Origin of the sequence: Lysinibacillus sp. FSL R5-0849, from assembly GCF_038595075.1 — a bacterium.
GTDB lineage: Bacteria > Bacillota > Bacilli > Bacillales_A > Planococcaceae > Lysinibacillus > Lysinibacillus fusiformis.
The window spans coordinates 2,536,871-2,551,520 of sequence record NZ_CP152004.1; the positions used below are offsets into that span (position 1 = coordinate 2,536,871).

At 35.4% G+C, this 14,650-nt stretch carries 14 protein-coding genes; 6 read left to right on the forward strand and 8 right to left on the reverse strand.

Features of this window, described 5'->3' with window-relative positions; translation table 11 throughout:
• Positions 1-462: 462 nt before the first annotated feature.
• Positions 463-1,464, forward strand: coding sequence for an alpha/beta hydrolase (locus MKY80_RS12350; RefSeq protein ID WP_043990514.1), 1,002 nt, complete (start codon positions 463-465; stop codon positions 1,462-1,464).
• 232 nt (positions 1,465-1,696) lie between these two features.
• Here the strand turns inward: MKY80_RS12350 and MKY80_RS12355 are convergent, their stop codons facing one another.
• Complete coding sequence (locus tag MKY80_RS12355) at positions 1,697-1,927, reverse strand: LuxR C-terminal-related transcriptional regulator (protein WP_258954751.1); 231 nt, start codon at positions 1,925-1,927, stop codon at positions 1,697-1,699.
• Between the two features lie 1,070 nt (positions 1,928-2,997).
• Here MKY80_RS12355 and MKY80_RS12360 point away from each other — a divergent pair.
• Positions 2,998-3,387 carry a spore coat protein gene (locus tag MKY80_RS12360; RefSeq protein ID WP_089987010.1) on the forward strand — a complete coding sequence of 130 codons (390 nt, stop codon included), beginning with the start codon at positions 2,998-3,000 and terminating at the stop codon, positions 3,385-3,387.
• A 253-nt stretch (positions 3,388-3,640) separates the two neighbouring features.
• On the opposite strand, the gene MKY80_RS12365 is transcribed toward MKY80_RS12360, so the two are convergent.
• Both MKY80_RS12365 and MKY80_RS12370 read right to left on the reverse strand, forming a co-directional pair.
• Positions 3,641-4,327 carry a DUF421 domain-containing protein gene (locus MKY80_RS12365; protein WP_342529483.1) on the reverse strand — a complete coding sequence of 229 codons (687 nt, stop codon included), beginning with the start codon at positions 4,325-4,327 and terminating at the stop codon, positions 3,641-3,643.
• A 223-nt stretch (positions 4,328-4,550) separates the two neighbouring features.
• Complete coding sequence (locus tag MKY80_RS12370) at positions 4,551-5,099, reverse strand: hypothetical protein (protein WP_008178625.1); 549 nt, start codon at positions 5,097-5,099, stop codon at positions 4,551-4,553.
• A 763-nt stretch (positions 5,100-5,862) separates the two neighbouring features.
• On the opposite strand from MKY80_RS12370, the gene MKY80_RS12375 reads away from it, so the two are divergent.
• Positions 5,863-6,276, forward strand: coding sequence for a hypothetical protein (locus MKY80_RS12375; protein WP_342529485.1), 414 nt, complete (start codon positions 5,863-5,865; stop codon positions 6,274-6,276).
• Between the two features lie 188 nt (positions 6,277-6,464).
• Here the strand turns inward: MKY80_RS12375 and MKY80_RS12380 are convergent, their stop codons facing one another.
• The 3 genes from MKY80_RS12380 to MKY80_RS12390 form a co-directional block, all read right to left on the reverse strand.
• Complete coding sequence (locus tag MKY80_RS12380) at positions 6,465-7,124, reverse strand: hypothetical protein (protein WP_089987007.1); 660 nt, start codon at positions 7,122-7,124, stop codon at positions 6,465-6,467.
• Between the two features lie 46 nt (positions 7,125-7,170).
• The gene (locus tag MKY80_RS12385; protein WP_090002726.1) at positions 7,171-7,644 is read right to left on the reverse strand and encodes a GNAT family N-acetyltransferase; all 474 of its coding nucleotides are present in this window, start codon (positions 7,642-7,644) and stop codon (positions 7,171-7,173) included.
• Positions 7,645-7,832: 188 nt separating this feature from the next.
• The gene (locus tag MKY80_RS12390; RefSeq protein ID WP_090002727.1) at positions 7,833-9,308 is read right to left on the reverse strand and encodes a methyl-accepting chemotaxis protein; all 1,476 of its coding nucleotides are present in this window, start codon (positions 9,306-9,308) and stop codon (positions 7,833-7,835) included.
• Positions 9,309-9,445: 137 nt separating this feature from the next.
• Between MKY80_RS12390 and MKY80_RS12395 the strand changes: the two genes are divergently transcribed.
• Positions 9,446-10,408: an MBL fold metallo-hydrolase gene (locus tag MKY80_RS12395; protein WP_342529490.1), complete on the forward strand. Its 963-nt coding sequence runs from the start codon at positions 9,446-9,448 to the stop codon at positions 10,406-10,408.
• Between the two features lie 69 nt (positions 10,409-10,477).
• Here MKY80_RS12395 and MKY80_RS12400 read toward each other — a convergent pair whose 3' ends face one another.
• Entirely contained in the window at positions 10,478-12,295 is a 1,818-nt protein-coding gene (locus MKY80_RS12400) for a DNA ligase D (protein WP_342529492.1), read from the reverse strand.
• Positions 12,296-12,403: 108 nt separating this feature from the next.
• Here MKY80_RS12400 and MKY80_RS12405 point away from each other — a divergent pair, with 108 nt between their 5' ends.
• Positions 12,404-13,225: a Ku protein gene (locus MKY80_RS12405; RefSeq protein WP_089987002.1), complete on the forward strand. Its 822-nt coding sequence runs from the start codon at positions 12,404-12,406 to the stop codon at positions 13,223-13,225.
• Between the two features lie 17 nt (positions 13,226-13,242).
• Here the strand turns inward: MKY80_RS12405 and MKY80_RS12410 are convergent, their stop codons facing one another.
• The gene (locus MKY80_RS12410) at positions 13,243-13,788 is read right to left on the reverse strand and encodes an AAA family ATPase (RefSeq protein WP_090002730.1); all 546 of its coding nucleotides are present in this window, start codon (positions 13,786-13,788) and stop codon (positions 13,243-13,245) included.
• 83 nt (positions 13,789-13,871) lie between these two features.
• Between MKY80_RS12410 and MKY80_RS12415 the strand changes: the two genes are divergently transcribed.
• A complete protein-coding gene (locus MKY80_RS12415) occupies positions 13,872-14,624 on the forward strand; it encodes a class I SAM-dependent methyltransferase (RefSeq protein ID WP_342529496.1) in 753 nt (250 codons plus the stop codon).
• The last annotated feature ends 26 nt before the right edge of the window (positions 14,625-14,650 follow it).

Genomic DNA, 14,650 nt, shown 5'->3' on the forward strand with positions numbered 1-14,650 from the left:
CATTCAGGCGATCAATTTCATATGTATCCCCTATTTCGTGAGTACTAGGAATTCAAGGCAAATAATTTTATGTACTACCTATCTAACTAAGTGTAATTAATTGGGACACTTTTTGATGTACATGTAGATTTTTCTAAAAAAAGTGCCCCAGTTTTGGACAGCTACCATTTTATATAGAAGGAAAAATTAATATTTTTTTATGTCACCTTCTGTGCTTTTATTCATTCCCTTTTTCACGACTTACAATAATTTCTATTTAGATAAAATTAAATCTTCCTCACCGTTTTGATTTCGGTAACTTTTACCAAAAAAGTTACTACACAATATCTTTCACTTGTTCATACTCAGTTCATTTTGTCGTCACTGTGAGTTCATCTTCGTCGGTTAGGCTTTCCTTAGGGCACTTAAAGGTAGCCCAAAACGATAGGAGACGAAATGCGTGAAAATACGAGAGGTGAAAAAATGGAATTGGACACAACAACAGAAAAAAAACCAGCTAATAAGATGAAAAAATTACTTATCATTTTACTTAAAATTTTAGCAGCAATAGTTATAATAATTGTCGTTTTTATAGCCATTGTTTTTGTGATTGATAAGATCAGTAGCAAATTAGAAGCAGCAAAAATAAAACCTTATGGTCAGTCTGTAACAGTAGATGGGAAAAATATGAATGTTTTGATTGAAGGACAAGGCGCAGAAACAGTCGTGCTACTGCCAGGTTTGGGAACAGGAACACCAGCACTTGATTTTAAGCCGCTAGTAGAAGAGTTATCGCCATTTTACAAAGTTGTAGTGATTGAGCCTTTCGGTTATGGATTAAGTGATATAACCGAAAAAGAACGGAGCACAGAAAATATTGTAAGTGAAATCCACGAAGCCTTACAGATTCTTAAAATTGACCGCTATATTCTAATGGGTCACTCCATTTCGGGCATTTACGCACTAGATTATGTGAATAAATATGAAAACGAAGTGAGTGCATTTGCCGGGATCGATAGCAGTGTACCAAGGCAATATGGTGATAAGGTTGTTGAATCTCCGATACCTAATTCTGTAATTACACTACTCAAAGAATCAGGTCTAGGCAGATTGATAATGAAACTAAGTGCTGACCCATATGCTGCACTACCAGTTGATGATGAAACAAAAGAACAAATGAGAATTCTTTCTTACAAAAACTTTAGAAATCCAACTATTGTGAATGAAATAGAAAATAGATCTCCTAATTTTAAAGCAGCTGAAAATTTAACATTCCCAAAAAACCTGCCTGTTATTTTCTTTTTACAACCGAATAGTGCAGCGATTGAAGGATGGTCAACACTACATGAAGAGCAAGTAAAAGATTCTATACATGGAAAAGTGATGACATTTGAAGGAACACATTATTTACACCATACTCAATCAAAAGAAATCGCTGAAAACCTCAGGGTATTTATTGAAGAAGTAAAGCAAGACAGTAGATAATTTTTCCATGCTACGGCACCATGTACAAGCTTTCTTGCATGTGTGCTGTAGCATTTCTTTCATATATGCCTATTTATTATTCACACACTCTTAATTGGATTATTTTTCCTCCAATAATTATATTAATGACAATTTCATTTGCTTAGTAGTTCATCGTAAATGACCAAGTTTCAATGGTTTCCGTTACTTCACCCGCCTGTACAAAATCTTTCATGGAGCACATGGCCCCAAATCAAGCAATCATCTGTTTTACAATGTTATCCTTAATTCGTTTAATACTCGTTGCTGATAAAGCCATATGTTGGCCTATCCAACGTTGCGAATCGCCGTCTAACATCCAATTCAGTACTTGAACCTCTCTGTCGCCAGTAACTCGTTCAATAAGCATTTGTACCTCTAATAGCTTCTTCTCATACTCTGCAACATGCTTTATATTTTTCGAACGTCTAATAGCCTCTTGCATAATCGGATCGCCTACGCCACCTGCTGCCTTTGGTAGTGTAGCCTCAATACCATACTATGCCGTTTTTGCCCCTATAACCATTTCTGATCACATTTCTTTGATGGCGTTAACCATGTATTCTGTAATCATTGAATCTAATGCATCTGGTGTAATCGTTATTGTTCTTTTTTTAACATAGGTTTGCCCTCCTAAGTTGTGTTATAATGCTAATGACTAAGCCATTATTCAAAGGGCATATACCAATTCGAGCTGTAGCGTATGCAAACGCTGCGGCTTTTTCATGTTATAATTTACACGAAATACATAATAAGGTAAATAAATGGACATGTTTACAGGATTATCACTTGGTAGATATCTGCTATATTTCATTCCACCGATGTTATTGCTACCTGTTGTAATGATAGGATGTGCAGTAATTTATAAAATTCTATTGGGAAATATTTTGCCTAAGAAGTTTTATAATTTTTTACTTGGTCCAATTGCCCTGCTAGGATTCTTTATTTAGGCTATCCCAATCAATATGGGATTTTATGAGTTTTTTAGAGGTATATTTTAACCGCTCTTTTTCTATTCCAAAGGCAATTAACTATAAAACCCATATTATTTAAGCATATAAATAGTAGTGTTAAGCTAAACAAGTTTAACAAGAACCTCCTGAATTGTTACTTAGGGTCACTCACACTCAGTGACCCTTTTTTAGTTTCTTTACTCATATTGTTCATTAGTTTACTGTAGCGTGTGATGCTACAGCTTTTTTTATTTTTAAATTTATTTCACGGCAATTCACTATAAATATACAGCTATCTTGACATATTAATAGTAATGTGAAGCTAATTTAGCCTTACACATCCGAATCTTTTTACTAATGGTCACTTATATCCCAAGTGACCTTTTTTAGTTTCTTTACTCAAAAGTGCCCTATAGAATTGACTTCGGTCCAGATACAACATGGCTAATTATAAGTATTGAAGTAATAATTTTTACTATATCTTCACTCCACCTTACTAATTGTCCAATCATCTGTATTCGATATGAATAAAATATTAATTAGAAAAGGAGGTGAATATAAAATGGCATCATTTGAAATTGGAGCGAGAAGTCTTTTCAACTTTAGAAATGAACGCTTTTTCCTATTAGTTGAAGATGAAATTACAATTCCAGATCAAGGTGTGGAGATTGATCCAGTTAATATCTATGAGATTGACCAACAAACTTTCAATTTTATCAGAGATGAAGGCGATACACCTGTAGTTGTACCACGTTTTAATCTTCCTCCTGTACCACCTGGATTTACATTAGAACGAAAATGTATTTTTACAGTCGATAATTCTTATTTTGTCATCTATGATTTAGAAAATGGTACTGATAACAATGTTATTTTAAGAATCAGCGCAGCTTTATTTAACTCATTAAGAAATTCGGGCGTTCGTGAATGTGTTCCACAAGACTTCATTAATTAATAAAAAATCCAACATTCAGTAACATTTTTCTTTGATTTTGCTCACTCAAAAAAACCTTAAGCCATCTCTTCTTTTTAGAGATGGCTCAATACTTTAAATCTATACATGCTCTATGACTAGAACCATCACGTGTAATGCATACTAAAATCCTCTTTATATCCTCAGGCGAACACACCTCAAACGATCATTTTCAATGTTAGGATATGACTTTTAACTGTTGGTATAGAGTGAATACATACAGTGATACAGAATGTTAAGGAATTGATTGATTATTTTTTTCTTTAAGACTGATATATAATGATCCATTTGTTTGAACTTGTGCAAAATACACATCTTTTATGTTCTGGACATTTTGCTTTTTCAACTTCCTATTAAGCCAGTCTTCTGTTAATTCAAGTTCCACCAAATTTTCGACAATAAGTTGACCATCTGAGATGACCTCTGTTGGCAAATATATTGGAGGTGTAACGTCTGCTTTAACATCTTGCTTTGTAGCTGATTGAACTGGTGTTTTGTGTAAAACACTAAGCTTGCCATCTGTTTCAAGTATTGCAAATTGTATGTCTTGTACAGAAAAAACAGCTTGCTCCCTTAACATCATTGTTAGTTCGTCCATATGCAAACGGTTTTTCTTTAAAGCAGATTCTAAAATTAGACCATTTTGAATGACAATAGTCGGTTTATCATCAAAGAGTACACGTGCTTTTTTAGATTTTAATGTAATGATGGTTATTATAAATGTTAAAAAACACCACCATATTAACGATATTAGTCCATCTAAAAAGGGTGTTTCGGCGACTGCAGCGATTTGAGATGCAATAGAACCAATGGAAATCCCTGTTATATAATGAAAAAAAGTGAGTTGACCAAGTTGTTTCTTCCCAAGGATTCTGGCCAATATCAGTAGTGCTAAAAAGGATAATATGGTTCTAAGTGTCATTTCCCAAAAATTTAATAAAAAAAATGGTCCATACTTTATTCAACTCCTTAAATCTCTGTTGACTATTAGAATGGACATGAAACATCTTCTTATGCTAAATTTTTGAGAATTTGCATTTTGTACGACGATCAAATAAATTTTAAATGACAAAAGCCATCGAGAATGAACTTCTCAACGGCTTTCGTCAACAATATGAAAGAACATTTATGCAGGTGTACTTTCATTATTTCTTCTCGTTTAAAACATCTGGATAAACCATGGTATTAATCACTTCTCCACTTGATTCGTCATTAAAAATTACTGTCACTTTGTAATTCTCCACGTCTGCACCATTAAATAATTGATAGTACATACCCGTTAAAGCAAGCCCGACTGATGCCATTGTATCAAGACTACTTTCAAACTCTTTTTTGTTTACAGATACAGTGAATTCTGAAAAGGATTTGTTATATGTAATATCTTTGACAGATTTGAAATCATCACTAGCTTTAATCTCGTCTACATTTGCTAAAATACCTTCTTTTAAGCCTTTCATCATTTCTTCGTGCTCTGGTTTAGCCATTTTATAAGTTAAAGAACCATCATCATTTTTAATGATTTCTTTAATCCCACTATTTTTTGCCTTAGAAATAACAGAATCAATGTCCTGTCCTTCGAAAAATAAAGCGGGAATGGTTACTTCCACGTCCCCAGCTTTTTTTTGATCCTCACTACATGCAGCCATTAAAGCACCTAGTAATAAAAGTAATGGTAACATCCATTTTCTAGCCATTAAATCTCCTCCTCATACACAAATATACAGAATATGAAGGGATTTCACTATAACTATTACAAAAAAACATTTATTAATATAAAAAACACTTTTCATCGATCACTAGTATCTGTGTACAAATCAGTTAGATTCTTTCGACCTTTCATTCAAGATGACCATTCGTTAATAAATAGTCAAATCATATATTCAACGTATCTTTCTTTAGTAGTCATACTGAAACCGACTCTTAAGAATATTTCTATTAATCATTTTTATTTAACTCATTGAGAAATTCTGGTGTTCGTGAATGTATTCCTCAGAATTTCATTAATTAAGAATGCTATAAAAAACAAGTAATCAATTTGATATGCAGGATCTTTTCTTATTCTACAATCAGGCCATTTTCTTGAGTAACACATTTAAAGGAATCGTTATGGAGGAAAGAAACTGTTAAGATTTTCAATTAAACTAAAGAAGTAGGTTTTAGTTCAACAAGAAGTTAAAGTATTATTGAGTTATATAAGCTACCAAAGGAAGTGTACAACTGTTCTATTACTCAAAAAAGAAGAAAATACGAGGTTGGAAAAGACAGAAGAGAAAAATTGAAAGATGGAAGCAAAACGCAATAAATTTAGATATTCACTATTTAAGGAATTACCATAGAGAATACGAAAAATTATGGATTCATCCCTTTTATGCATGGGTACGAAAAAACCCTCCCAATTGGTATAATCAACTTTTACTTGATGCAATGATTGAAGTTTACTTGGAGTGGCATCAAAAAATGATGGATGAAAATGAAGCATTTTATTTAAAAATCTGGCTTTATGACCCTAATTTTATCAATTCACAGATAGTCGTTGCATATAGAGATTGTTTTGATTGCTATAATAAAGCCTTCAAAATAAGGGAAGAAAAAAAGGAATTCCCTTTCAATAAATTTCATTCCTTGAGGGATAAGTTAGAAGAATTCCAATGGGATTTGCACATTGAGACTGATTATTACGATGAAAACGAATTGAATGAATGGTTAGAAGAAGGAGGTTTAACTGAAAAAGAAATGTCAAAAATTAAGGGAAAAGCCTATGAAACCATAAAATTTGAAAATGAATTTGGGGGTTTCCTGCAATATAGTCTCGACAAAGGAGATATTTGGATAGGGACATTAAAGAAGAAAGATAATACAGTAATTGTTTAACGAACAGGTGCTTTACTTTAACATGCAAAAGACAAATCACCGACTTGATTTCAACAATCGGGCGCAATTACTTAATAAAAAGATATTTACTCATTCTTTTTCCCTTTTCTTTCTACAAAAAAAGAGCAAAACCATAATGGTCTGCTCAGCATTTAAAAATGAGCGCTCGAAATCTGGCATTTCTTTATTCATTTATCGTACGCAAACATTTTATTTTGTATTTCTATATGGAATTGCTGTACATCAAGCTGATGAAGCTTGATGATATCTTCGGCTACTTGTCGAGCTTTCTTTTGTATCACATCATCTTTCTCTTCTGTTAAATTGATGATGATGTGGACAATTTCTGATGAAATCGTGTAATCGATGCTAAAGGAACCAACTTGTTGTGCAGTCATCGCTTCAAATAAATGAGCCATAACATCATTATAGCTAAGTCTGGTCGAGTTCATGGTCACAGGATCATAAAGATTTTTAATTGTCATTTGAAACGATATTGGATTTAAATCATTTTTTTGAATACATTCAAGCATCATTTCCTCTATTTTTTGTTTGGACAACTGATCTATCTTTTCAGGTGTTGACACAAGGAGCTCTATTTTTCTATTCGGCAGTACACCATAATCTACATAAAAGATATAAGATTCTTTTTGCAGGGCCATAGCAATATCACTCATTAGAAATTGGTAGTGCTGCATATAATCTATTAGTTCATCGTTAGTAGGTTGCGATAGAGAAACATTTGATTTCTCCGCATATTGAATAGGTATATTTGCAAAAAAGAAAAAGCCACCACAAACGATGATGGCAAGAAGAAACCATAAGGTAAATAGTTTTTTGATAAACATTTATAGCCCCCTTATTCGGGACTATATGCAAGTTCAGTACCGTAAATTACTGTAGAATTTTATAAAATAACACACGGTCTTGATTTTCGCCGCCATAACCACTATGGATTGACATATTATCCATCACCTTGTCACCTTTCTCCATTCTGAACCCCATATTTGTGTGAAAGGCAATGGACACTTCGTTTATAGGTGATGTCACACACTTAACGATATTACGATGATACTGTTTCACCACATGGAAAAATACATCATACAACCTTTTTGCAATATTCTGTTTTCTGTAATCAGGGTGAACCCCTACAAAATGAATGAACGCTTCATTTGTGTTGGATTGCGATAAAAAGCCGACAAGAAAACCAATAATCTCGCCATCCTTTTCCATAATGAGGCTTGTGTTCGTAAAGTGATCGAAAAATAATTTAGGCAGTTTATCTGACATATTCCTTCCGCCCCACCACTCATTAATCACTGGCGATAACGTATAATAATCTGCACTCTGTAAACTACGAATATTCATGGTATCCTTCCTCCCTTTCAACTTCACCTTTAAATTGGTCAGCATTATAGAGAACACGCTACCAATGCATATGAGTTTAATTTGTCATTCGGATATCTCAGATGAATAACAACACTATACCCTCGATCTAAGATGTTTAATCATACTGTTATTTTACCCTACCAATTATTTCAATTTCAATATTTGCCTCAAATCTTTGCCATAACCAATGATTTTAATGTATGACTTAAAGTCTGAATGCGATTTGTCGTATCCGACATCTTCACTAAGAGCTGATTTTCGTCCTCCACAGAAAGCAATATATCACCTGTTGATGAGGCATTTTGCTCTGTCATTTTATTCAGCCTTTCAATTTGCATTTGAATTGCCTCAAACTGTGAGATGGCACTGCTTAATTCGTGCATGCCTCTCGTCAAATCTGTATTCGTTTGCGTAAATGAATCCTTTAAAATATTAAAGAAATGACTGACATCCTGTAAAAGCTGTTCCCCGTGCTGCAATGCTTTTTCACCATCATCAGAACGTTGATGAGCCTCCGTCGATTTCTCAAATAAGGTTTTCGTCACATTCGTAATACTGACTGTAATGGCTGCACTTTCCTCTGCTAGCTTTCGCACTTCTTCCGCTACAATAGCAAACCCCTTCCCATGCTCCCCAGCCCTAGCTGCTTCAATCGCTGCATTTAGTGCCAATAAATTTGTCTGCTGTGCAATATGTGTGATACCCTGCAACAAGCTATCCACTGTTTGTAAACTATTTTGAAGCTCGTTGACAGTTTCTGCGGTTGAACTCATCGCATGACTCATCACGCCCATTTGAGCCATTGCGTCTTGCATTTTAGCCCATCCTGCTAAAACCTCTTGTTGAAGTTCAGTAGATTTCACCACTGTGTCCTTTGAAATCGTCAAAGTTTCATTTACAAAATGAACAGAATCACTCATAGTGCCATGAATCATATGCAAGCTAGAAGCCTCTTGCTGAATACTTGCAGAAATATCCTCAGTCGCTACCAATATTTGTTTACTAGAGCTTGAAATACTTTGCATTGTTTGTTGGAATTGTGTCACATGCTCGTCCAATGCCTGGCTACTTTTCTCTATTTCCCGAAATGTATTTTGTAATTGATTGAAGGAAGCTTGGACTTCATTTTGCTGAATTTCTGCATGTTTAATTAGCTCATTGCCCCATTTAGCTAATAAATAAAAAGCAATAATGACGCCGTTCATAATCGCTAGAAGTGTGACGAAAACAATGATGTCGTCAAACGGACCTAACAAAGATGATGAGTTGACCAAATATAAAATGATAAAACTAATATTAGTCAGTATTCCAAAAAACACGATTAATTCCTTCTTAAAATAAAGGGCAATAATAGCAATTGTGCACAGCAAAATATAATGTTTATTCAATGAAAAACTATCTAGTAAAAATAATGTAAACACTACGCTTGATGGAATAAGACCAAAGATAAATCCCTTCACATAAGTTTTAATCGGCAAGAAATAATTACACACCGCTAAAGCGATGACAGCTAGTCCGACAAATAAAAATAGTATTCCTTTTGATAGGATCATAGGTCCACAAATTAGAATGGCTAAAATCGATATTATTGCCAAATTAACTCGGTGCACCTTCCTTGTATCATAACGAATTTTGTTCTTCATAACGCTCCCCCTAAAAATGAATGGACATTCAGTTTAATTTTCTATTATTATATAGTATAACTACTACTTTTTGTAGCTAAAATTTTACTTTTAGAGCATATGTTTCACATTTTTCGAAATTAAAGGGGGAAATTCATTTGAGTAGAGTCCAACAAATCGCCGCAAATTTTTATTGTATTGATACACATGATTTAAATAGGGAACAGCGAACAAGCTCCTATCTATTAATTGATGAAAAAATAACCTTAATCGAAACGTCTGCTAGTCCATCCGTTCCATACATTATGGAAGGATTGAAGGAATTAAATATTGCTTTAGAGGATATTCATTATGTCATTGTGACACATATTCATTTGGACCATGCTGGTGGTGCAGGATTATTTTTACAAAACTGTCCTCATGCAAAATTAGTCGTTCACCCAAGAGGATCGGCACATATGATTGATCCGAGCAGGCTTATTTCCAGCGCGAAAGGCGTTTATGGGACCGAATTTGACCGTCTTTTTGATCCGATTGTGCCCATTGATGCAGCACGAATTATTGAAGTAAGCCATGAACAACAACTCCCTTTAGGACAACATCATTTAACGTTTTATCATACAGAAGGTCATGCCAAGCATCATGTTTCTATGCTTTATTCCGCTACTAACGGCCTTTTTGTGGGGGATACAACGGGTGTACGTTACCCAGAAATGGACGGTGAAGCAATAGATTTAATCATACCTTCCACTTCCCCAAACCAGTACAATCCTGAAACGATGGAGAACTCCATTCAATTGTACGAAAAGCTACAGGCGAGTGAATTATATTTTGGTCATTATGGGGCTTATAAAAATCCACCAGAGGCATACCGTCAAGTACGCTATTGGACACCTCTTTTCTTAGAAGAAGGCCGTAAAGCACAAGCAGCATCCAGCCAGTTCCAGGAACAAGTTCACTATTTGGATGCTCGCTTAAAAGAGCTTTTATTTAGCTATTTACAAGCAAATGATATACCGCCAAATCACCCTGTCTATCAAACCATCCCTTTCGATACCATTGTGTCATCGATGGGAATATTGGATTATTTAGAAAAAGTGAAAGCACAGGTACCACTTTAATCGTAAAAGGAGATGTCTCAGGCATCTCCTTTTTTATATGGATGAAAAGTCGCTTTCAATATAGAGAATTTATTCTTTTAAACGCTCTAAAACCACTTGAAAATCCTGTTGTTCTCCTACTTCTCGAAAGTATTTAAAGGGATTACTGATTTTCTTCATCCGCTCCATAACAGCAGGAATCGAAAAGTAATAAGGTTTTAAGTCGTCATTAACCTCTTCCCAATGGAGTGGCGTTGCGACTAAGCCTAATTCATTTCCACGAGTGGAGTATGGGGCAATAATTGTCTTGCCTTCAGCATGCTGCACATAGTCTAAATATAATTTATTATGACGATTCTTTTTCAAGCGCTCAATCGTATATAGATGTGGCTTTTGCTGGCATAAAAAACGACAAACAAATTCAGTAAAGACACGAACTTCCTCATAGGTAAATTTGTTTGCAGGTAACGGGATATAGAGCTGTAAGCCTTTCCCGCCCGAAGTTTTGACAAATGATTGTAGCTGAAAGTAATCAATAATTTCTTTTAAATCTAGAGCACCTGCAATCGCCAAAGAAAAATGGTCCGTTGAAGGGGGATCTAAATCAAAGACAATCTCTGTCGGATACATGGTTTGTCGCGTTTGAAATGGAATGTGCAATTCTAATGCCAATTGATTGCCGAGCCATAACAATGTTTCAAGATTATTACAGACAATATAATCAATCTCATCCATCATCGCAGTGGCAACAAAGTTAGGTAGTTTATCTGGTCTACTCTTTTGATAAAAGCTTTCCCCTGGTACACCATGTGGATAGCGTATTACTGTTAATGGTCGATCTTGAAGAAATGGCAACAAGTATGGCGAAACACTTTGTAGATACGATAAATAATGATCCTTTGTCACACCTATTTCTGGCCATACAGGTTTGTCGGGATGTGTAATGGGAACTGTTTCAGGAATAGGAAACAGTTGACGCTGCATATGCTGCCATTGACAACTATATGGTGATAATTCCAATCGAAAGGCATGAAATTTTGGCTCGCGGAGCTTACTACCATCAAAATCTATGCAGGCAATATCCACACAAATAGAGGGCGCTAGCGTCCATAATTCTTTCTTACGTTGCCCTTGAGCTTGGAAAAAAGCAACGAGTGTTTGATGCTCTTCCTCCTTCATGCCATGTTTAAATGTAACGACCTCTCGTAAATGTCCTTCATCATAAATCGAGCCTTGAAAATAACCATTACTATGATCATATTGCGTCACAATGACCGTCACATAACGCCAGTTTTTAATTTTCAACCAATGGCTTGAACGTGTGTTATCTAGCCATTTACTTGTTCTCTTCTTTGCAACCATTCCTTCCCCATTGTAGACCTTGATCGCCTGCCATAAAATCTTACTTTCCTCACTAGCCTGCACAATTTGTATGGCACTTCTGTCTTCATAATCTACATTTGGAAGCTTTACCTTTGCCGCTAGCCTCGTCAATTGCTCTTTACGAGTTTTTAAATAACGATTGCTGAATGATTCCCCTTTCAACGTTAACACATCAAACACTAGAAGCCGCATCGGAAAAGCTTGTGCATGTTTGGCAATGACATCTTGATTTTGCATTCTCCCTCTTTGTTGAACAACTGAAAATTCACTTTTATATGAATTGTTTAAATACACTAGCTCCCCATCAAAGGTGAGTGGTAAAAATGCTTTTACAGAGGCATATATTTGGTGACAATACTCTATAATTTCAGGAAAAGAATGATTTAAATTGCGTCCATTTCTACTAATAAGCATCGGTTGTTCATCCCATAGTAAGAGGCATCGAAAGCCATCATATTTCGTTTCATAAAGCCACTCATCCCCTAATGGAATGTCATTTGTTTCTGTTAAAAGCATTGGTTTCATGACACAATACCTACCTTGCTTTTTATCTACAGTGTTTGACGATTTCGATTTACGATACATAAAAAACTGCAAAATATATCATAGTAAGAAAAACGAGGTGACAATTATATGCATACAGTATGGAAAGGAAGCATTTCCTTTGGACTTGTCAATATCCCAGTAAAGCTTCATGCCGCTACGGAAAACAAAGATATTAAACTGCGACAGCTCCATAAGGAATGCCATACACCAATTAGCTATAAAAAGGTTTGCGAAGGCTGCAATCAAGAAGTAAAAGATGAGGATATTGTAAAAGCATATGAATATACAAAAAATAAATTTGTCGTACTGGATCAAGATGATTTAGAGAACCTACGAAAAGAAAATGAAGAGAAAGCCGTAGAAATTATCGATTTTGTACAATTAACGGAAATCGATCCGATATATTTTGAACGCACCTATTTCCTATCCCCTGATTCTACTGGTGCTAAAGCCTATTCGTTATTGCGCAAAACGTTAGAGCAATCAGGTAAAATTGGCATTGCTAAAATCATTATTCGTTCAAAAGAACAGCTTGCGGTCGTGCGAGTGTATCAAAATGCCCTCGTGATGGAGACCATTCATTATCCTGATGAAGTAAGAAGTGTTGGTGATGTCCCGAATATTCCAAGCGAGCAAGACGTTGTACCAAAGGAATTAGAGACAGCTCTAATGCTTGTCGACCAATTAACAACCACATTTAACCCAGAGAAATATACTGATGACTACCGGAATGCATTGCTGGAATTAATCGAAGAGAAGAGAGCAACCAATATGGTAGCCACGAGCGATCAGCAACGACCAGTTCCTGACAATGTCACAGATTTAATGACAGCGCTACAGGCATCCTTAGATAAAACGAAAAAGCCTACGACAAGAAAGCGTACAACACGCACAAAGAAAAATGCCTAAACAAGAAGCGTATCCATTCAGCGGGATACGCTTTTTATTGGTTGGAACTGACGAAAATAATTTTCTACATCCTTTTTATGCCGAACGACTACTAGTTTACCTACTATGTCTTCCTGATTGCTAAAAAATTTAGGCTTCCCCACCTTCTCAAAACGTTTATTCCATCGAAACATTTTAAAAAAAATCGAAAAGGTTGGCTCATAATGGGCTTTTTCAATCCCTATTTTTTGTTTAAAAAATCTCTTAATAATTCGAGCAGTACGAATTTTATAAGGCGTATCCAAAAAGATGATACAATCCGCTTGCTGGAAGCTTTGTGTCACCCATTCCTCTTGATGAATTCCTTCAATAATCCACCCATCCGTTTGGATAATACTTTGTAGATATTCCTGCCTTTCTTGCTCCGTCCTTCTCATATCCCCCGATGGTTTGCGAATCCAAACGACATTGTCTAATTCATGAAAAGGAAGCTGAAGAGTTTTGGATAATGATCGTGCTAATGTTGTTTTCCCACTACCAACAGAGCCAATAATATGTATTTTTTGCGGAAATTCCATTGCCATTGTAGCATCACCTCTCGTGTATCTTTGTAGAAATTTTACCTTTATTATACAATGATTTAAATAATAGAAAATAGGAGGACAAGATGAAGCCATACAATTTCGAAAATAATTTACAGACTTATAATAATCCATCCGATTATGACGCTCTCTATGCCAACTATCAAGACGACCATCACTATATTCAACGCTATCTTGGTACGAAAAAAGACCCCATTATTGAATTAGCCTGTGGCACTGGCCGGATTGCTATTCCATTAGCTACTCATGGAATTCCTGTCTTTGGGATTGACCTTCATGAAGGAATGATTCAGCATGCTATCGAAAAAGCACAAAAACAAAATGTAGAAGTACAATTTATCGTACAAGATTGTACACAGCTACAACTGCCTATCACCACAAAATTTATGTATATGACAGGCAATTCATTTCAACATTTTTTAACGAATGACAGTCAAAACGCCTTATTGCAATCTGTTAAAAAGCATTTACAGCCAGGTGGCGAGTTTCTCTTCGATACAAGAAATGCTATTTTAAATGAGCTTTCAGTCATTGATGAATATGAGGAACAAACGGTCACTAGCAATGGTAAACAACGAATCACCTTCCATCGTGAGGAATATAACCCTGTCACGCAAATTTTAACGTGCCATGCCGTCCATCAACAAGGTGGAAAAACCTACGAGGATTCCATTTTACTGCGCTATACATACCCACTGGAAATGATGAGACTATTACAGCAAAATGGCTTTGAATTGATACACCTATATGGTACATGGCAGAAACATGAATATCATGCACAAAGTCCCTCTATGATTGTTCATGTACGTTCACTATAGATAAGAACATACATTCCTTCCTCATG